This window comes from Mesorhizobium sp. XAP4 (assembly GCF_029269325.1).
In the GTDB taxonomy this organism is placed as follows: Bacteria; Pseudomonadota; Alphaproteobacteria; order Rhizobiales; family Rhizobiaceae; genus Mesorhizobium; species Mesorhizobium ciceri.
Genome location: NZ_JARIXW010000002.1, coordinates 704,579 through 723,643 on the forward strand (window position 1 = coordinate 704,579; position 19,065 = coordinate 723,643).

A 19,065-nucleotide genomic window follows, 5' to 3' on the forward strand; every position below is an offset into this window, starting at 1 on the left:
GCGCTTTTCGTTGGGCGTCGAAAATTGGCGAAAGCGGAGATGACGTCCAATCTCCCCCCTTGAGGGGGAGATGTCCGGCAGGACAGAGGGGGGCGCCAAGGAACTCGGCCTATCCAAGAGCCCCACCACCCCTCACACCTTGACCAATTGCTCCACGCGGTCCTTCTCGCCAAAAATCCTGAGATACCGCTCGATCTCTTTCACATCGCCGGTCGCCTTGGCCGGATTGTCCGACAGCTTGACCGCTGGCCTGCCATTGGCCTCGGTGACCTTGCAAACCAGCGATATGGCGTCGAGGCTGTTGGTTTCCGTCGGCGCGCAGCCTTCGAAATCATTGGTCAGATTGGTGCCCCAGCCGAAGGACATACGCACCTTGCCCTTGAAGTGGCGATAGGTCTCCTCGATGGTCTCGACCTCGAGCCCGTCGGAGAAGATCAGCAGTTTCTGCTTGGGGTCCTTGCCCTTGTCGCGCCACCAGGACAGGATTTTTTCGCCGCCTTCGATCGGCGGCGCGCTGTCGGGGCGAAAGCCCGTCCAGTCGGCCACCCAGTCCGGCGCATCGCGCAGGAATGAGGCTGTGCCGAAGGCGTCGGGCAGCACGATCAAGAGATTGCCGCCATAGTAGCGCTGCCAGTCCTGCAGCACCTTGTAGGGCGACTGTCTCAGCTCTTTTTCCGAGTCGGCAAGCGCGGCAAACACCATGGGCAGCTCATGTGCGTTGGTGCCGAGCGCTTCGAGGTCGTTGTCCATGGCCAAAAGCACGTTGGAGGTGCCGGTGAACGCCTCGCCGATGCCTTCCTTCAACGCCTCGACACACCAGCGCTGCCATAGGAAGGAATGGCGCCGGCGCGTGCCGAAGTCCGAGATGCGGATGCCGGGCAGCGCCTTCAGCCGCTCGGTCTTGGCCCACATCTTGGATTTGGCGCGGGCATAGAGCACGTCGAGCGCGAAAGGCCCGAACGCCCGCATCGCCGCGCGAGATCGGAGTTCATTGATGATGGCGAGCGCCGGGATTTCCCACAGCGTGGTGTACATCCACGCCCCGCTGAAGGTCAGCTCATACTGGCCGTCGCGCTTTGACAGTTCGTATTCGGGCAGCCGGAAGCCTTCCAGCCAGGCGAGGAACTCCGGCTCGAAGATCTGCTTGCGGCCGTAGAAATTGTTACCGCCGAGCCAGATCATCTCCTTCTTGGAGAAGCGCAGCGTGCGGGCATGGTCGAGTTGTTCGCGCAATTCGCCCTCGTCGATCTCGTCGGCAAGCCGCACCGACGTCGTGCGGTTGATCAGCGAGAAGGTTGCGTCGACCTTGGGATACATGCCCCAGATCATCTGCAGCATCAAAAGCTTGTAGAAATCCGTGTCGAGCAGGCTGCGCACGATCGGGTCGAGCTTCCAGGTGTGGTTGTAGACGCGCCGCGCAATATCGGTCTTAGCCATGTTTCAACACCGCCTTCGCTGCCTGCCATCCACAATCGCGACAGGCCTCATAGCATCGAATCGGCCGCAACGCTGCCCGCTTTCAGGCTGGCCCGACAAAAAGAGCTGCCTGCATGCGGCGGCGCGCAGCCTGGCATCAGCTTGCGGATTTGCCGCCCATCACCCTGAGCGCCGGACGCTTGCGGCGGCTGACGATGCGGCCGGCCACAGGGGCGTCGGCGCGCCCGTCGTCCCCCGCTTTCTCGGCAAACAGCCAGTCGACGAACACCTGCACGATCGGCGTCGTCCGCATCTCGTTGCGGCAGACGACATAAAAATCGTCGACCGCCGGCACCGACAGGCTGAACGGCGCGACCAGCATGCCCCTGGCCAGCAGCGCGCTTGCCGTCACCGAGTCGCCCAGCGCCACGCCATGGCCGTGCACCGCTGCCTCGGTCGCCATACGCGCATCGCCGAGGTGATGGCGGCGGCCCCGCTCCAGGTCCAGCGCATCGGCGGCAGCCAGCCAGGTGTGCCACTCGCGGCCGTCATCGCCATGCAGGAAGACATGATCGGCGAGATCCCTGACGCTGCGGATCGGCCGGTTGTTGATCAAGGTCGGGCTGACCACGGGAAACAGTTCGAGGCCCGACCATTTGCGCATCCAGCAATCGGTCCAGCTGCCGTCGCCATAATGCACGCAGACATCGATATTGGGCGCCCGCAAATCCTTGGGATCGTTGGACGGAATAAGCGTCAGCCTTATGTCGGGATATTGCGCCATGAAACTGCCGAGCCGCGGTGTCATCCACAGCAACAGTAGCGCCGGCACGCAGGAGACCGAAAGTGTGCCGCTGCTCGCCGGCCTTGTCATGCGCTGGGTGGCGGCGGCGATGCCGTCGAACGCGGTCGACACCGCCGGCAGAAGCTCCGCGCCATGCGGTGTCAGCTTGACCCGCTGGCCGACCCGCTCGAACAGCTTGACACTGAGCGACTGCTCGAGCGCCTTGATCTGGTGGCTGACGGCGCCATGCGTGACGTTCAGCTCAGTGGCCGCCTTGGTCAGTGAACCATGGCGAGCCGTTGCCTCGAAGGCGCGCAGCGGATTGAGCGGTGGCAGGCGCTTGGTCATGGTACCACTTTGTTGTGAGATTTTCTCACAGAATACACCCTAACAATATCAATTGATTTTTCAATGCCACTGCCAGACACTCGAGTTCAGAACAGCATCAAGACATGAAATCTGCAGGCAGCCAGCGGGACAGCGGCCCGGCCGGATGATGGTCGGTTCGCAGGCGTCACCCGCGCCGGCACTGCATCAGCCCAGGAGGAGCGGACATGGGATACGATCGCGGCAAGCTCGATGCGTTGCGTCGCAAATATGGTGAAAGCCATGGCGGCGAGATGTTCGACCCGAAATTCCGCAAGGTCGCCGACAAGATCTTCTCCAAGAGCGGCACGCGGCTGGCGCCCTATTCAGGCATCCCGACCTTTCTTGCCGCGCCCTACCGCGAAATATCGGCCGACAATCCGGATTTCGGCGATTTGCAGGTGGCGATGATCGGCGTGCCGATGGATCTCGGCGTCACCAACCGCCCGGGCTCGCGCTTCGGGCCAAGGGCGTTGCGCGCCATCGAGCGCATCGGGCCCTACAATCACGTGCTGGAATGCGCGCCGACGCATGAGCTCAGGGTCGCCGACATTGGTGACACGCCGTTCCGCAGCCGCTACCGGCTTGAGACCAGCCATGAGGATATCGAGCGCCGCACCAACCAGATCGTCGATGCCGGGGTGATTCCGCTGTCGATCGGCGGCGACCATTCGATCAGCCATCCGGTCCTGAAGGCCGTCGGCAAGAAAGCTCCGGTCGGGTTGATCCATATCGACGCCCACTGCGACACCAGCGGCCTGTTCGACATGACCAAGTTCCACCATGGCGGCCCGTTCCGCAACGCTGTGCTTGACGGCGTGCTCGACCCGACGCGCACGATCCAGATCGGCATCCGCGGCTCGGCCGAATATCTGTGGGAGTTCACCTACGAGTCCGGCATGACCGTGGTGCATGCCGAGGAGGTGACCGGCCTCGGCATTCCGGCGATCATCGAGAAGGCGCGCAAGATCGTCGGCGACGGCCCGACCTATGTCTCCTTCGACATCGACAGCGTCGATCCGGCCTTCGCGCCGGGCACCGGCACGCCGGAGGTCGGCGGGCTGACGACGCGCGAAGTGCTTGAACTCCTGCGCGGCCTCAAAGGTCTCAACATCGTCGGCGGCGACGTCGTCGAGGTGGCGCCGCAATACGACGCCACCACCAACACGGCGCACGCTGCGGCGCAGGTGCTGTTCGAGATACTGAGCCTGATGGTGTTCAGCCCGGCGATAACAGGCAAGGGCGCCTGACGTCTAGAAAAGCAAAGGCAGCCGCCGCGCTGGAGCCGGCGGCCGACCCGAACAAACAAAGCTTCCAGACAGGGGAATGACAATGACAATCCGTAAGACATTTGCCTCCATCGCCGCCGTGCTGATGCTCGGCACGGCCGGTTTCGGCCTCGCAGTTCAGGCCGCTAGCGCCGATGCGCTGGCGGACATCACCAAGGCCGGCACCATCAATGTCGGCGTCTTCGCCGACTTTCCGCCCTTCTCCTCGGCCAGCGCCGACATGAGCCTCAAGGGCTATGACATGGATGTCGCGCAATACATCGCCGATACGCTCAAGGTGAAGCTCAATCCCATCGCCGTCACCGGCCAGAACCGCATCCCGTATCTGAACGATCATCGCGTCGACCTGCTGATGAGCGTCGGCTATTCGAAGGAACGCGAGCAGGTCATCGACTTCGCCGCTGCCTACGCGCCCTACTACATCGCCGTGATCGGTCCGGCAGCGCTTGCCGTCAAAGGCAAGGAAGACCTCGCCGACAAGTCGATCGCCGTCAATCGCGGCACGCTGGAAGACACCTCGCTCACCGAGGCAGCACCGGCATCGGCCGACATAAAGCGCTTCGACAACTACAATTCGGTGATCCAGGCCTTCATCTCCGGCCAGACGCAGCTGATGGTCGTCGGCAACGACGTCGGCGCGCAGGTGCTGGCCAAGCAGGACGCACTGAAGCCGGAGCAGAAGTTCCAGCTTCTGACCTCGCCTTCGCATATCGGCCTCAACAAGAACGAAGACGGCCTGAAGAAGGCCGTCAACGATGCGGTCGCCAAGATGCTGGCCGACGGCAAGCTGGACGAAAGCTCGAAAGCCTGGCTGAAGACGCCGCTCAATCCCGACAATCTCAAGGATTGAGTTTCCGTGGCCTTTGGCTGGCTCCCGGGTGCCCTGGGCGACATCGCGCATGGCGCGGCCACGACGATCCTGCTGATCGCCGTGACCACGCTGGCCGGAACGCTGCTCAGCATCCTGGGTGCCGCGGGGCGGCGAAACGGCCCGGTGCTGCTCAAGCGGGCAATCGCCTGCTATGTCGAGGTGATGCGCAACACGCCGTTCCTGGTGCAGTTGTTCTTCATCTTCTTCGGGCTGCCCAGCCTGGGCGTCCGGCTCGACCCGCTCCTGGCCGCCATGCTGGCGATGACGCTCAACATGGCGGCCTACACCATCGAGATCGTCGGCGCCGGGCTTGACGCCGTGCCCGGCGGGCAGACGGAAGCAGCGCTGGCCCTTGGGCTGCGGCCACGCCAGGTGTTCGTCAAGATCGTGCTGCCGCAGGCGCTCAAGATCATCTACCCCGCGCTCACCAGCCAGATCGTCATCATGATGCTGGAGTCCGCCGTCGTGTCGCAGATCGCCGTGCGTGAGCTGACCTACGAGGCCGACATGCTGCAGGCACGCACCTTCCGCTCCTTCGAGACCTATTTCGTCGTGACGCTGGTCTATCTCGCTCTGTCGATGGCCTTGCGCCGGCTGCTGGTGTCAGGCGGGCGCCGCGCGCTCGGAGCCGGTGTGTCATGATCGAGTTCACCTTCTGGGACATCGTGCGCAACCTACTGCTCGCCGCCCGCTGGACGGTGCTGCTATCGCTGGCCGCCTTTATCGGCGGCGGTATCGTCGGCATGATCGTGCTGTTCTTCAGGATCGCTGAGAACAAATGGAGCCGGCGTGTCGCCTCCGGCTACATCGCCCTGTTCCAGGGGACGCCGCTCTTGATGCAGCTGTTCCTGATGTTCTTCGGCCTGCCGATGCTTGGTCTGCGCATCGAACCCTGGACGGCGGCGGCGCTCGGCCTCACCTTCTTCGCCAGCGCCTATCTCGCCGAAATCTGGCGCTCCGGCGTCGCGGCGCTACCCCTCGGTCAATGGGACGCCGGTGCCAGCCTCGGCCTGCACTATCTGCAGGAACTCAGGCTGATCATCCTGCCGCAGGCGTTTTCGATCACCCGCGCACCCACCGTCGGCTTCCTGGTGCAGCTGATCAAATCGACGGCGCTCACCTCGATCATCGGCTTCGAGGAGCTGGTGCGGACCTCCAACGCCATCAACAATGCGACCTTCGAACCGTTCAAGGTATACGGGCTGGTGGCGCTGATCTTCTTCGTCATGTGCTTTCCGCTGACGCAATACGCCCGCAGGCTCGAGAAACAGGCGGCTGCTCGCTGACGCGCCAAGGCAGCGCCCGATTTCAGACCGGCAACCCAAGCTGCTTGCGCAGGCTCTTGTCGAATTCGGATGCGGGGACGAAACGGCGCAGGAAACTGACCTGGCGCGCCATTTTTCCCGCCGCATAGCGTTTCTTCGGCGCGGGATCGGTCGCTGCTGCCAAAATGGTCTTGGCGACCACTTCGGGCGCATCGCCTTTTTCCATCGATTTCCGCACTGACATAGTCATCCCGGCGCGCGCGGAGTCGTAGATTTCGAGCGACCGGTCGGGGGCGGCAAGATTGTCCTCGAATGATGTGCGGGTATAGGCGGGCTCCACCAGCGAAACGCGAATGCCGAAGGGGCGCAATTCGTGATCGAGCGACTCGGAATACCCTTCGATGGCGTGTTTGGTCGACGAGTAAAGCGCGAAATAGGGAGCGGGGATGAACCCCTGTACCGAGCTCAAATTTACGATTCTGCCCTTCCCTTGGCGCCGCATTGCCGGCAGCACCGCGTTGGTCACGCGCAAGACGCCGAAGACGTTCACGTCGAACAGCGCCTTGGCCTGGGCGGTCGAGGACTCCTCCGCGCCGCCAAACAGCCCCATGCCGGCATTGTTGACAAGCACGTCGATGCGTCCGGCCGCGGCCAGAACGTCATCGACCATTGTCGCGACGGACGCGTCGTCGGTCACGTCGCAGGTCAGCATGGTCACGCCGGCGGATTGCTGTGAGGCCGTGCGACGGCTGGTTCCGAAGACGCGAAAGCCAGCGCCGAGCAAGGCGTCGGCGGTAGCGCGCCCGATGCCGGAAGATGCCCCTGTGACAAGGGCGACGCCGGGACTGGTCTTGTTCATGGAATCATATCCTTCTTTGCGTTGGATCGGATTGGGAAAAGCATTGAGATAGGCCGGGGCAAAGGGCGTCGGTCATGACTGCGTCTGGCCACCGCTAGTTCCAGCGTCTGAACAGGGCGCTGGCATTCACGCCGCCAAAGCCGAAGCCATTGGAGATCGCGTACTCCATCTCCATGGGCCGGGGTGCGTTGGCGACGAAGTCGATTCCGTCGCCGGCCGGATCGGCCTCGCCCAGGTTGAGGGTTGGCGGGGCGACCTGATCCCTGAGCGCCAGGATTGCGAAGATCGCACCAAGCCCGCCGGCCGCTCCGAGCAGGTGTCCGGTCGCCGATTTCGTGGCACTGACAGCTATCGCGAAATCGCGCCCGAACACGCTCTTGATCGCTTCGATCTCACCCAGGTCGCCGACTGACGTGGAGGTCGCATGCGCATTGAGATGACGAACGTCGCGTGGCGAAATCCCTGCCTGGGCAATCGCGATCTGCATGGCCCGGCGCGCGCCGTCGCCGTCCTCTGGCCCGGAGGTGACGTGATGGGCATCCGCCGTCGTGCCGTAGCCGACGAGCTCAGCAATCGGTTTTGCGCCGCGCGCCAACGCGTGGCTCAACGCCTCGATGACCAGCACGCCGGCCCCTTCGCCCATGACGAAGCCGTCGCGCGATGTGTCGAAAGGGCGCGAGGCTTGGGCCGGCGCCCAATTGAAGCCGGTTGAAAGAGAACGAGCCGCGGCGAAACCGCCGAGACTGACGGTATTGATGCACGCTTCCGTTCCGCCGCACACGGCGATGTCGGCTTCGTTGGCGCGGATCAGGCGGGCGGCGTCGCCGATCGCCTGGATGCCCGCCGCGCACGCCGTCACCGGTGCGCCGAGTGGACCTTTGAAGCCATGACGGATCGAGATGTGGCCCGCCGCGAGGTTCACCAGGAAGGACGGCACCGTAAAGGGAGACAGGCGGCGGGCGCCACGCAGGTCCACCGTGCGCACCGCCTCGGTGATGGCCGGGAACCCGCCGACACCTGAAGCGATGATCGTGGCCGTGCGCAGGCGATCCGCCTCCAAGGCAGGTTTCCATTGCGCCTGCGCAAGCGCCTCTTCCGCCGCCGCCAGCGCGAAGAGAATGAACCGGTCCACCTTGCGCTGATCCTTCGCGGACAGGACGGCATCGGCATCGAAACCGGCCTCGGGGTCTTCGCCCAGGGAGGGAACCACGCCGCCAATCTTAGCCGGCAGCTCTCCCACCACATCGTCAGGAAGCCTGCGAACGCCAGACCGGCCGGCAAGCAGGCGTGACCAGGACGCTTCGACATTGGCGGCAAGGGGCGTGACCGCACCCATGCCCGTGACGACAATCCGTTCCATCTGCTCTCCTATCCTTGCTGTGCTGGCGGCGCTGCTCGCGCCGTTCAAGTAGCGACTGCTTCGCGAACCTGATCGGCCGCCGCATCCAGAAAAGCCTGCGCAAGGTCGGGGTCGTTGACGACCCGCGACAGCACGACCGCGCCGACCATCGTCGAGAGAACGGCCATTGCCTTGTTGCCGGTCTTTTCGCTGTCGCCCTCGCCAACCCAACCGCCGAGCATCTCGAGGTACGCCTTGATGCCGGCTTCGAATGATGCCTTCACCTCGGCACCTTGCCTGGCCGCATCCGAGCCCAGCGCAACGACCGGGCAGCCGTCCATCTTTTCTCCGCGATGATCCATGCTGAGGTAGAATGAGATCACCCCGTCGAGCGGGTTCCCGGGATTTGCCGCGGTCGCGGCCGACCATTTGTGGGTGGCGCTTTCCATCGCCCGCCTGGACGCCAGCGCCGCCAGATCGTCCTTCGACTCGAATTGCTTGTAAAAGGCGCCCTGGGTCAGCCCGGCCCCTTTCATCAGATCCTTGAGGCCGATGCCGTCGAACCCGCGCTCCCGAAAAAGCCGGCTTGCCACATTGATCACGGTCTCACGGTTTTCCGCGGCCTGAGTGCGACTTACACGCATCGTCATCTCCTTTTTTAGATTGCATTCGTAATCTATACCCGATATAGAGGGTGAACGCAATCTAAAAAAGGACAAATGAGATGATCCGCAAAACCTTGGGCGCCTCGCTGCTGGCGGCGCTGTTTCTTGCAACCCCGGCTCTTGCCGAGGAAGCCACCATCGGGCGCCCGATCGAAGGCGGTAGCCTGCACCAGGGACACCTGGACATGGTGGCCTACTACGTTCCGCGCGGCGACCTGCTTGAGGTCACCGCCACTTTCGCACCGAAGGCCGGGGGTGATCCGCTGCGGGTTGTCATGGGCCTCGCCAACAGTGACTCCGTGGCGTTTTCCATACCGGGCCACCCGGGCTCGCTCTACGCGTTCTCAAGGTCCGGTGAGGAGGTGACGGTCTCGACCGAGACGGACACATCCCTGCGAGCCGACGCGACAATGCCCTGACCTGACGCGCAGGCCGCGGCCGAGCGATGCTGGCCGGGGTCTCGCGTCGGAACGGCGCGCCACCGATAAGTTTGGAGAGAGGTCACATGCTTTACAGCTATTTTGTCGAGAAATCGATCCGGCAGAGCTTCGACGACGTCAACAACCATCGCTGGGATGTGTCGGTGAAGGCCATCGCGCCGCATGTCCATCACCGGGTTGGTGGCGCACACGCGCTTGGTGGCGAGCGTCACGACAAGCAAGCCCTGCGCCGGTGGTTCGAGCGCCTCGGCCGTGTTCTGCCCACTCTCCATCTCACGGTCAACCACGTGTGGGTGAAGGGCTGGCCCTGGCATACCACCGTGTTTGCCCAGTGGGATGGCACCGCTACCCTGCTCAATGGCGATACGTCCTACGTCAACCGTGGTCTCCACGTGTTCACGCTGCGGTGGGGCAGGGTTCATGCGCTCGAGGAATTCTACGATTCACAGGCGGCGGCGCGCGCTCTCGCCGCCCAGGCCGCAGCCGGCCTCGAAGAAGCTGTCGCCGAACAGATAACAAGCTAGCACAAGCGCGGTCCGAGGACGCCCAAGGTCTACGGGCCGGTGGCGCCGATCGTCTTCGTCTCGTGCCTTGCGCCCACGCACTATGCGCGCAGGCTCGAGAAGCGAGCGCTGGCGCGCTGGACTGCAGGCCCTGAATCGATGCCGGTGCTGTCGCGGCAACGGTCGAGCCGAGGCAGGCATACAGCTTTCCTCTTGGGAATAGGACTTGACATCTTGCCGTTCGAATTGTCCATTTGAAGCTTGACCGGGCCGAACGGGGCGGCGAGGGACAGGGGCAAACCGGCGGGTGGATAGACAGTCGAGTCGAGTGCTGTTGAGGACGGTTGGGCTGACAAAAGCCTTTCGAGGGCTAGTTGCCCTGCGGGATCATTCCATCGAACTCCACGAACGTGAAATCATTGGGGTAATCGGGCCGAATGGCTCGGGCAAGAGCACGCTTTTCAACCTGATCACCGGCTTCTCCCAGCCGAATTCCGGTAGCATCGAGATGGAGGGCCGGTCGATCGTCGGCCTGCGCACATCGCAGATCGTCGCGATGGGCATCGCCCGCACCTTCCAGGGCTCTCGCCTGTTCGGCAGCCTCAGCGTCGCGCAGAACGTGCTGACGGCGGCGCAGTTGCGCCATCCTGTCGGCGCCGCCGATACCGTGCTGCGCGGTCGGCGTTATCGCGAGCGGGTGGCCGCGACCCGGCAGAAGGCCGACGAACTCCTCGACCTCATGGGCCTGACAGATCAGGCCGGCAGGGTCGCCGCGGATCTTCCCTACGGCGATCAGCGGCGGCTGGAGATTGCGCGTGCGTTGGCGACCGGCCCGCAGCTGCTGCTGCTCGATGAGCCCGCAGCCGGGCTTGATTCCAACGAGACCAAGGTGTTGGCAGCGCTGATCCGGACGATCCGTGACCGCTATGGCGTAACGGTGGTCGTTGTCGAGCACGACATGGACCTGATCATGGCGCTGTGCGAACGCATCCAGGTGCTGGCGACTGGCGAGGTGATCTGCGTCGGAACACCGGAGCAGGTACGCGAACACCCGAAAGTGCGGGAGGCGTATCTTGGCCACGCCTAGCCCCGTTCTGCTCAGCGTCGAGAACCTCGAGGTCAATTTCGGCGCGGTGCGTGCGCTGAAGGGCATTTCGCTCGACGTCCATGCCGGCGAGGTGGTGGCGTTGGTGGGCGCCAACGGCGCCGGCAAGAGCACGACCTTGCGCACCATTTCCGGCCTGTCGCGGCCGCGCGGCGGCAGGATCATCTTCGATGGCAAGCCGATTGGAGGTATCGCTCCGTCGCGCATCGTAAGTCTGGGCATCGCGCAGAGCCCGGAGGGCAGGCGCCTGTTCGGCGGCCTGACGGTGGCTGACAATCTGCGGCTCGGCGCCTGCACCCGCACCGACAAGGAGGCCGTCGTCAGAGACAGCGAGCGCATGTTCATGCTGTTCCCGATTCTCAAGCAGCGGCTGAAGCAGCTGGCCGGCACGCTGTCGGGCGGCGAACAGCAGCAGCTTGCTTTGGCGCGCGCGCTGATGGCGGCGCCGCGCCTGCTGCTGCTCGACGAGCCTTCGCTCGGCGTTGCGCCGCTGCTGGTGCGCCACATCTTCAGCGCGCTTGCCGAACTGAAGCGCCAGGGCATGACGATGCTGCTGGTGGAACAGAACATCACGCTCGCGCTGGACCTCGCCGACCGCGCCTATGTGCTGCGCACGGGTCAGGTGGCGCTGTCGGGCCGGTCCGCGGAACTGCGCGACAGCGAACGCGTGGCGCAGGCATATCTCGGGGCGGCAACATGACCCAGCTGGACTATATCCTGCAGCAGATCGTCAATGCGGTGAGCCTCGGCAGCCTCTACGCACTGGTGGCGGTCGGTCTGTCGATCGTCTTCGGCGTCCTCAAGCTCACCAATTTCGCGCATGGCGACGTCATGATGGTAGGTGCCTTCGGGGTTGCCTTGCTGGTCGGCATCGGCGTTCCGTTCCCGGTCGCCGTGATCTGCGGCATCGCCGCGGCCGCCGTCGCCGGCTTCCTCATCGAACGCATCGCCTATCGCCCGATCCGCGACGCGCCCGACGTCGCGCGACTGCTGACCAGCCTCGCCGTCACCTACATCATCGAGAATGTCGGCATCCTGGTGTTCACCTCCTCGCCGCGCAATTTTCCACTCCCCGATATTCTCAACACCTCCTGGGAGATGTCGAACGGCGCCATCACCTTCACCAGCATCAATCTCCTGACCATCGCGCTGACCTTCGTGTCGCTGCTGCTCCTCGGCTGGTTTATCACGCGCACCACGACTGGGCTCGGCATGCGCGCCGCAGCCGAGGACATGTCGGCGGCACACCTTGTCGGTCTGAACGTCAACCGGCTGATCATCGTCGCCTTCATCGTCGCATCCGCCTATGCCGGCCTCGCCGGCATTTTGTGGGCGGCGCAGGCCGGCGTGGTGCAGCCGCAGATGGGCTTCACGCCGCTCCTGAAGGCTTTCGTGGCGGCAATCATCGGCGGCTTCGGGTCGATCGCGGGCGCCCTGGTCGGCGGCTACATATTGGGCGCGCTGGAGATATTCATCGTCGCATTCCTGCCGAGCAGCGTCTCGTCCTATCGCGACGCAATCGTCTTCGCCGTGCTGATCGCCTTTCTCCTGGTGCGCCCGGGCGGGCTGCTGCAGCCAAACCGGGAGATAAAGCTGTGAGCCGGGAAGCGCGGATCACACTCCTCGTCCTCGTCGCCCTGGTAGCGGGGGCAGCTGTCGCATTCGGTGCGCCGCACGTGCTGAGCGACTATTTCGTCCGGATTATCCTGCTGATCGCGCTGAATGCAATCCTGGTGCTGGCGCTGTCGCTGAGCAACGGTTTTACGGGCGTGTTTTCGCTCGGCCATGTCGGCTTCATCGGCGCCGGCGCGTATATTTCGGGGATCCTGTCGATCCCGGTGCAGCAGAAGATGGCATTGCTGCCGCATTTGCCGGCGTTTCTGCATGCTTTCAGTCTCCCCTTCCTGCCGGCGACGCTGGTGGCAGGCGTTCTGACGGCACTGCTTGCGGTGGTCGTCGGTTATCCCTTGATGCGCCTGTCGGGCTATTTCGTTTCGGTGGCGACGATGGGATTCTTGATTATCGTCAACGTGGTGCTGATCAATGCGTCGGATTTCACCCGAGGCGCCCGCACGTTTACCGGCGTGCCGCTGGAGACGACGTTGCCCTGGGTGATGGGTTGGCTCGCCATCACGGTGTTCGTTCTGGCACGCCTGGTTTATTCGCCTTTCGGGCGCGCCATGAAGGCGGTGCGCGACGACACGATCGCGGCCAGCGCTGTCGGAATCGGCGTGCTGCGGACCAGACTGATCGCCTTCGTCATCGGCGCGTTCTTCTCAGGCATCGGCGGGTCGCTCTATGCGCATTATCTCGGCTCGTTTTCGCCGAACACTTTCTACTTCGCGCTGACGATGAGTCTGATCACAATGCTGGTGCTGGGCGGCATGGGCTCCCTGACCGGCGCGGTGGTCGGCGTCATCTGCGTTTCGCTGTTGTCGGAGATCCTGCGCTCGGTCGAACGCGGCTTCACGATCGGCGATTTCGCGGTGCCGGCCCTGTTTGGCGCCAGCCAGATCGTGCTCGGCTTCATCTTCATTCTAGTCATGATCTTCCGGCCGAAGGGGATCATGGGGGACCGGGAACTTACGTTCGGATCAACCCAAAGATCGGCAACGGTGAACCAGACAGAGGAACGAAAACGATGATCAAACTCACTCGACGCGGTACCATCGGCCTGGGACTTGGCGCATTCTTCGCGCTTGCCTCGGCCAGCACGGCACTTGCTGCCGACACCATCAAGATCGGCTATCCGGCAAACCTGACCGGCATCCAGGCCTCGCTCGACGGTCCGATGCTGAATGGCGCCAAGCTGGCAGCGAGCGAAATCAACGCCGCCGGCGGCGTGCTCGGCCAGCAGATAGAACTGGTGATCTACGACTCCAAGAGCGATTCGACGACGATCTCGACCGTCGCCAGCCAGTTGATCGACAGCGACAAGGTCGTCGGCATCATCGGCTTCGCCGATTCCGACTCGGTGCTGGCCATCGGACCGCAGGTCCAGACGGCGCAGATACCGTTCATAACGCCAGGCGCGACCTCGCCGAAATTGCCGAGCCAGCTCGGCAACGAGATCTTCCTCGCCGCCTTCGGCGACAACGTTCAGGCTGCGGTTGGCGCGGAATTTGCGCTGAACAAGCTGAATGGCAAAACCGCCTACCTGCTGACCGACATCGGCACTGAATACACAACGCTGCTGTCGGACTACTTCGTCACCGCCTACGAGCATGGCGGGGGCAAGATTTTGGAGCGCGACACCTACAAGATCGGCGACAAGACCTTTACCGCGCAGATCGCCAAACTGAAGGCGCTGTCGCCGCAGCCAGACTTCGTCTATGCCTCGTCGAATGCCGAGGAAATCGGCCTGATCTTGAAGCAGATGCGCCAGGCCGGCATCAACCTGCCGGTGGTCGGCGGCGACGGCTACGACACGCCCTTGCTGATCCAGGTCGGCGGCGACGCGGCCAAGGACACCTACTTCACTACACACGCCTACATCGGTGAGGGCGCCACCCCGAAGGTGCAGGCCTTCATCGACGCCTACACCAAGTCGGTCGGCAATGCCCCGGAGAACGCGTTCGCTGCGCTCGGCTACGACTCGGTCAAGCTGATGGCCGACGCGATCAAGCGTGCCGGTGCGCCGGATCCGGCCAAGATCCGTGACGCGCTGGCCGCTACGTCCGGGCTCGACGGCGTGACCGGCACGGTCACCTACCGCCCGGGCATTTCGGTGCCGGACAAGTCGGTCTCGGTCATTGGTGTCAAGGACGGCAAGCTTGTCCTAGCAAGTGAAGCGGCACCGACCTTCGTCGCGGAGCCGTGATCTTGTCCACTCCGGGCTCGCTTTGGGACATCTACAGGTCGCGGCTCTCCGCCGCGACCTTCACCGACCTGACGCATGCGTTTCATCCGGGTCAGCCGCATTTCCCGGCCTTCCCGGACGAGGAGCGCAGTGCGTTGCTCGATTTTTCGAAGGGCGATGCCTTCCAGGTCCACCACTACGCCTTCGTCGGACAGTGGGGCACCCATGTCGATCCGCCGGTGCACTTCATCGACGGCGGCCGCTCGATCGACCAACTGCCGGTGGCGGAGATGCTTCTGCCGCTGGTCATCCTCGACATCAGCGACAGGGTCGCCGCCGATCCCGACGCGACGCCGACGCTCGACGATATTTCGGCCTGGGAGACGCGGAACGGCCGTATCCCGGAAAAGTGTTTTGTCGCACTTCGCACCGGCTGGTGGCCGCGCTGGCCGGACCCCGTGGCATTTCGGAACAAGTCGGCCGACGGTATCTCGCATGCGCCGGGTTGGTCGAAGCCGGTGCTGGAGGAACTTTTGGAACGCCGCGGTGTCGCTGCGATCGGGCACGAGGGCATGGACACTGATCCCGGCCGTGCCACTTCGGCAGGTGACGCAAGCCTGGAATACTATGTGCTGTCGCGCGACTGCTGGCAGATCGAGCTCTTGGCCAATCTCGACAAGGTGCCCGAAGCCGGCGCGTTGATAATGGCAAGCTGGCCAAAGCCAAAGGCCGGATCTGGCTTCCCGGCTCGCGCTATCGCCATCCATGAAGCGGCCGGCTGAACGCGTGAAGCCGCTGCTGGCGGCGGTCGAGGGGCCGCCGCACAACGATCATCAGACACGGAATTCAGACATGGATATAGATACAGTCCGCGATGCTTTTCCGGCGATGGCGAGAGGTGCCGAGCCGAAGAAGCGGATTTTCTTCGACAATCCCGCGGGAACCCAGATGGCGAGCCGTTCGATCGAGCGTATGACGCGTGTCATGATCGAAACCAACGCCAATCTTGGTGGCTATTTCGAAACCTCACTCGCGGCCCAGGCGATGGTCGACGACGCGCATCAGGCGATGGCCGATTTCTTCAATGCCGCCGACCGGCGTGAGGTGGTGTTCGGCCAGAACATGACGACTCTGACTTTCGCCGTCTCGCGCGCCATCGGCCGCGATCTGAACGCCGGCGACGCCATCGTGCTGACGCGCATGGATCATGACGCCAACGTCGCACCCTGGCTGATGCTGGCGGAGGATCGGGGGCTTGAAGTACGCTGGATCGACCTCGATCCAAAAACCTTCGAACTCGACCTGTCGACGCTGGAGGCGACTATCGACGAGGACGTCAAGCTGGTCGCCGTCGGCTATGCCAGCAACGTTACCGGCACGATCAACGACGTGAAGCGGATCGCGCAGCGCGCCCGCGCGATCGGGGCGCTGAGCTATATCGACGCGGTGCAGTTCGCGCCGCATGGGGTGATCGACGTCCAGGAGATCGGCTGTGATTTCCTGGTTTGCTCGGCCTACAAATTTTTTGGACCGCATCACGGGGTGTTGTGGGGCCGTTTCGATCTGCTGCAGGCGCTGACCGCCTATAAGGTGCGCGCGGCTTCCAATACGCCACCTGGAAAATTCGAGACGGGAACGACAAGCCGCGAGGCGCTTGCCGGGGTGCTTGGCGCCGTCGAGCACTATGCCTGGCTCGGACAGTCCTTCGGCAACGTCCACCCGCAGGCGACGCGGCGGGAGCGCATCGTCGCCGGCATTGAAGTCGCCGACCGTTATGAGCGTGTCCTGACAGCACGGCTGATTGCCGGATTGTCCAGAATTGATGGCGTCTTGATCCAGGGCATATCCGATGTGGCGGCGCTGGCGCGCCGTGTGCCTACCGTGTCGATCACCGTTGACGGAACCGATCCCGCCGATATCGCCAAGGCGATGGCAGAGGAAGGCATCTATCTCTGGCACGGTCACAATTACGGTTTGGAGCCAATCAAGCGGCTGGGGCTTGCGGACCGCAACGGTGTCGTCCGCATCGGGCTGGCTCATTACAACACCGAGGCGGAAGTCGATTTCCTGCTGGCGAAGCTGGCGGACTGGATGAAGACGCGGACCTGACATGCGCGACAGAAACGGAACCCCGAGGATCGGCGTCAAGCTGCGCCATGCCAGACAGGTGCTTGGCCTCAGCCTGGAAGAGCTCGGCGCCCGCATCGGGCTGACAGAGGGTTATCTCTCGAAGATCGAAAACGACCGGGCGACGCCCTCGATGGCGGCTCTGCATCGGCTGGTGCAGGCGCTGGGCATCAACATGAACGCGATGTTCGGCACGCTGCAGCACAATGCCTCGGAAGTTTTCGTTTTGCGGCAGAACGAGCGTCCGCACATGGAGACGGGACATCGGCGTTCGGGCAACCATGTCGTGCTCGAGCAATTGGTGCCGTCCGGTCCGGAATATCTGCTGCAGATCAACGTTCATGTGATCGAGGCCGGCGGCGGCAGCCCCGAGTTGATCAGCCACAAGGGACAGGAGTTCGGCTACGTGCTCGAAGGTTCCGTCGAATTGCTGGTCGAGGCGAACGTGGTGGCGCTCGAGGCAGGCGACGCGTTCTATTTCAACTCCGAACTCGGCCACGGCTACCGCAATATCGGTTCGACCACGGTCCGCATCCTCTGGGTCAACACGCCGCCGACATTCTGACCGCCTCAAGCGCGGCGCCGGATTTCGAGGGAGTTCTGAAGACGTCGTTCAATGAGCCAACGTCCACAGGACAACAGCCGCCGAGCCCAACCGTCCTGTTTCAATGCCCGAACGCGAGCGGCGGCGCCAGTCGGTCGCGCCGCAGCCAGCGCGCCAGCAGCAGCGCGGCCACCACGGCCAGCCCCGTCGACAGACCGATCCAGATGCCGACGCCATGCAGGCCGAAATGGAAGGCGAGCAGCACCCCAAGCGGCAGGCCGACGCCCCAATAGCCGATCGCGGCATAGATCATCGGCACCTTGGTGTCGTGCAGGCCGCGCAGCATGCCGGCGGCCACCGCCTGGGCGCCGTCGAAGACCTGGAACAGCGCCGCGAAGACCAGGAACGACACGGCAAGTTCGATCACCCTGGCATTGGCCGGATAGCTCAGATCGATGAAGGCGCTGATCAGCGGATGCGGCCACAGGATCATCACCAGCCCCATCAGCGCCATGAACGAGACGCCGATGACGAAGGCGGTCCAGCCGGCGCGCGACACGCCTTGCGGATTGCCGGCGCCATGCGCAAGGCCGACGCGCACCGTCACCGCCTGGTTGAGGCCAAGCGGCACCATGAAGGAGATCGAGGCGATCTGGATGGCGATCGCGTGCGCGGCCAGCGAATCCGCGTCGATCAGGCCCATCAGCAGGGCGGCCGCATTGAAGATAGTCACCTCGAAGGCGAGAATGCCGGCAATCGGCAGGCCGAGCCGCAACAGGCCCTTGAAGCGTGGCCAGTCCGATCGCCAGAACCGTCCGAACAGACGATAACGGCGGAACTTCTTCTCCAGCATCACCACGGCAGCCAGGCCGATGAACATCAGCGTTGAGGACAGCGAGGTGGCAAGGCCCGACCCGGCAATGCCCATCGACGGCACGCCGAGATTGCCGAACATGAACACCCAGTTGAAGAAGGCATTGCAGGCGACGGCAACAAAGACGATGACCAGCGCCCAGCCCGGCCGCTCCAGCGCCGAGATAAACGAGCGCAGCACGATATAGAAGTAGAAGGGCAGCACCGCCCATTCGAGCCAGCGCAGATAGATGCCGGCCTGATGCGCCAGTGCCGGTTCCTGGCCCATGGCCAGCAGAATGCCTTCGCCGTGCCAAAGCACGAGCCAGATCGGGATCGAGATCAGGATCGCCAGCCACAGGCCCTGGCGCACGGTGCGGCGCAGGTCGCGCACCGAATAGCGGCGGCGGCCAAGCTCGGTGGCGATCATCGGCGATGTCGCCAGCATCAGGCCGAGGCCGAAGATCAGCGGCATGAAATAGAGGTTGGCGCCAAGCGCGCCACTGGCCAGCGTGTCCGGCCCCAGCCGGCCCATCATCATGACGTCGGTGGCCGTCATCGCGGTCTGGCCGAGATTGGTCAGCACCATCGGCCAGGCGAGCGCCAGCGTCGCCCTGATTTCCTGACGCCAAAGATTTTCCGGCGCGCGAGCGCCGGCTTCGATCGCAGACATTGTTCCGCTCTTTCCAGATACGGCACGTCGGCATTAAAGCCGGAAGCCGCATGTCAAACGGCAAAACCTTCGGTTTCGCGGCGTTTGCGTCAGCTTCTGGACGAAACGCGACATGAAGGCAAGAGAGGAGGGACGGGAACGGATTGAGCCAGGGACCGGCCCCGATGC

Annotated in this window: 20 protein-coding genes; 14 read left to right on the top strand and 6 right to left on the bottom strand. The window is 63.7% G+C overall.

The genetic code is table 11. The features are described from left to right. Window positions 1–132: 132 nt before the first annotated feature. Window positions 133–1,437, bottom strand: coding sequence for a nicotinate phosphoribosyltransferase (gene pncB / locus P3C39_RS12340; protein WP_027161087.1), 1,305 nt, complete (start codon window positions 1,435–1,437; stop codon window positions 133–135). A gap of 136 nt (window positions 1,438–1,573) precedes the next feature. Continuing rightward, entirely contained in the window at window positions 1,574–2,548 is a 975-nt protein-coding gene (gcvA, locus tag P3C39_RS12345; RefSeq protein WP_275953264.1) for a transcriptional regulator GcvA, read from the bottom strand. Window positions 2,549–2,754: 206 nt separating this feature from the next. On the opposite strand from gcvA, the gene speB reads away from it, so the two are divergent. The 4 genes from speB (at window position 2,755) to P3C39_RS12365 (ending at window position 6,012) form a co-directional block, all read left to right on the top strand. Continuing rightward, window positions 2,755–3,816, top strand: coding sequence for an agmatinase (gene speB / locus P3C39_RS12350; protein WP_127370311.1), 1,062 nt, complete (start codon window positions 2,755–2,757; stop codon window positions 3,814–3,816). Window positions 3,817–3,898: 82 nt separating this feature from the next. Then, the gene (locus P3C39_RS12355; RefSeq protein ID WP_013528437.1) at window positions 3,899–4,705 is read left to right on the top strand and encodes a transporter substrate-binding domain-containing protein; all 807 of its coding nucleotides are present in this window, start codon (window positions 3,899–3,901) and stop codon (window positions 4,703–4,705) included. A 6-nt stretch (window positions 4,706–4,711) separates the two neighbouring features. Further along, entirely contained in the window at window positions 4,712–5,368 is a 657-nt protein-coding gene (locus P3C39_RS12360) for an amino acid ABC transporter permease (protein WP_024502057.1), read from the top strand. Beyond that, window positions 5,365–6,012 (top strand): amino acid ABC transporter permease, encoded by a 648-nt coding sequence (locus tag P3C39_RS12365; RefSeq protein ID WP_024502056.1) that lies wholly within the window; start codon window positions 5,365–5,367, stop codon window positions 6,010–6,012. Before P3C39_RS12360 ends, P3C39_RS12365 begins: the two co-directional genes overlap by 4 nt. A gap of 22 nt (window positions 6,013–6,034) precedes the next feature. Here the strand turns inward: P3C39_RS12365 and P3C39_RS12370 are convergent, their stop codons facing one another. The 3 genes from P3C39_RS12370 to P3C39_RS12380 all read right to left on the bottom strand — a co-directional run bounded on the left by P3C39_RS12370 (window position 6,035) and on the right by P3C39_RS12380 (window position 8,833). Further along, complete coding sequence (locus P3C39_RS12370; RefSeq protein WP_063170427.1) at window positions 6,035–6,850, bottom strand: oxidoreductase; 816 nt, start codon at window positions 6,848–6,850, stop codon at window positions 6,035–6,037. Window positions 6,851–6,944: 94 nt separating this feature from the next. Beyond that, on the bottom strand, window positions 6,945–8,210 hold the full coding sequence (gene fabF / locus P3C39_RS12375) for a beta-ketoacyl-ACP synthase II (RefSeq protein ID WP_084015525.1): 1,266 nt from the start codon (window positions 8,208–8,210) through the stop codon (window positions 6,945–6,947). Window positions 8,211–8,254: 44 nt separating this feature from the next. Beyond that, window positions 8,255–8,833: a TetR/AcrR family transcriptional regulator gene (locus P3C39_RS12380; protein ID WP_027161084.1), complete on the bottom strand. Its 579-nt coding sequence runs from the start codon at window positions 8,831–8,833 to the stop codon at window positions 8,255–8,257. 80 nt (window positions 8,834–8,913) lie between these two features. On the opposite strand from P3C39_RS12380, the gene P3C39_RS12385 reads away from it, so the two are divergent. The 10 genes from P3C39_RS12385 (at window position 8,914) to P3C39_RS12430 (ending at window position 17,393) form a co-directional block, all read left to right on the top strand. Further along, window positions 8,914–9,273 (top strand): hypothetical protein, encoded by a 360-nt coding sequence (locus tag P3C39_RS12385; protein WP_013528431.1) that lies wholly within the window; start codon window positions 8,914–8,916, stop codon window positions 9,271–9,273. A gap of 86 nt (window positions 9,274–9,359) precedes the next feature. After that, window positions 9,360–9,818, top strand: coding sequence for a nuclear transport factor 2 family protein (locus tag P3C39_RS12390; protein ID WP_275953263.1), 459 nt, complete (start codon window positions 9,360–9,362; stop codon window positions 9,816–9,818). A 307-nt stretch (window positions 9,819–10,125) separates the two neighbouring features. Continuing rightward, the gene (locus P3C39_RS12395; RefSeq protein ID WP_224620866.1) at window positions 10,126–10,884 is read left to right on the top strand and encodes an ABC transporter ATP-binding protein; all 759 of its coding nucleotides are present in this window, start codon (window positions 10,126–10,128) and stop codon (window positions 10,882–10,884) included. Further along, window positions 10,871–11,602, top strand: a complete 732-nt coding sequence (locus P3C39_RS12400; protein WP_275953262.1) for an ABC transporter ATP-binding protein — start codon at window positions 10,871–10,873, stop codon at window positions 11,600–11,602. Before P3C39_RS12395 ends, P3C39_RS12400 begins: the two co-directional genes overlap by 14 nt. Further along, on the top strand, window positions 11,599–12,501 hold the full coding sequence (locus tag P3C39_RS12405; RefSeq protein ID WP_013528427.1) for a branched-chain amino acid ABC transporter permease: 903 nt from the start codon (window positions 11,599–11,601) through the stop codon (window positions 12,499–12,501). Before P3C39_RS12400 ends, P3C39_RS12405 begins: the two co-directional genes overlap by 4 nt. Continuing rightward, entirely contained in the window at window positions 12,498–13,547 is a 1,050-nt protein-coding gene (locus P3C39_RS12410) for a branched-chain amino acid ABC transporter permease (protein ID WP_275953261.1), read from the top strand. Before P3C39_RS12405 ends, P3C39_RS12410 begins: the two co-directional genes overlap by 4 nt. Continuing rightward, window positions 13,544–14,722: an ABC transporter substrate-binding protein gene (locus tag P3C39_RS12415; RefSeq protein ID WP_275953260.1), complete on the top strand. Its 1,179-nt coding sequence runs from the start codon at window positions 13,544–13,546 to the stop codon at window positions 14,720–14,722. Before P3C39_RS12410 ends, P3C39_RS12415 begins: the two co-directional genes overlap by 4 nt. After that, window positions 14,719–15,483 carry a cyclase family protein gene (locus P3C39_RS12420; protein WP_275955446.1) on the top strand — a complete coding sequence of 255 codons (765 nt, stop codon included), beginning with the start codon at window positions 14,719–14,721 and terminating at the stop codon, window positions 15,481–15,483. The genes P3C39_RS12415 and P3C39_RS12420 overlap by 4 nt, the downstream gene beginning before the upstream one ends. A gap of 70 nt (window positions 15,484–15,553) precedes the next feature. After that, a complete protein-coding gene (locus P3C39_RS12425) occupies window positions 15,554–16,810 on the top strand; it encodes a cysteine desulfurase-like protein (RefSeq protein ID WP_275953258.1) in 1,257 nt (418 codons plus the stop codon). Window position 16,811: 1 nt separating this feature from the next. Beyond that, window positions 16,812–17,393, top strand: coding sequence for a cupin domain-containing protein (locus P3C39_RS12430; protein ID WP_013528422.1), 582 nt, complete (start codon window positions 16,812–16,814; stop codon window positions 17,391–17,393). Window positions 17,394–17,493: 100 nt separating this feature from the next. Here the strand turns inward: P3C39_RS12430 and P3C39_RS12435 are convergent, their stop codons facing one another. Continuing rightward, window positions 17,494–18,897: an MATE family efflux transporter gene (locus P3C39_RS12435; protein WP_275953256.1), complete on the bottom strand. Its 1,404-nt coding sequence runs from the start codon at window positions 18,895–18,897 to the stop codon at window positions 17,494–17,496. Window positions 18,898–19,065: the final 168 nt, after the last annotated feature.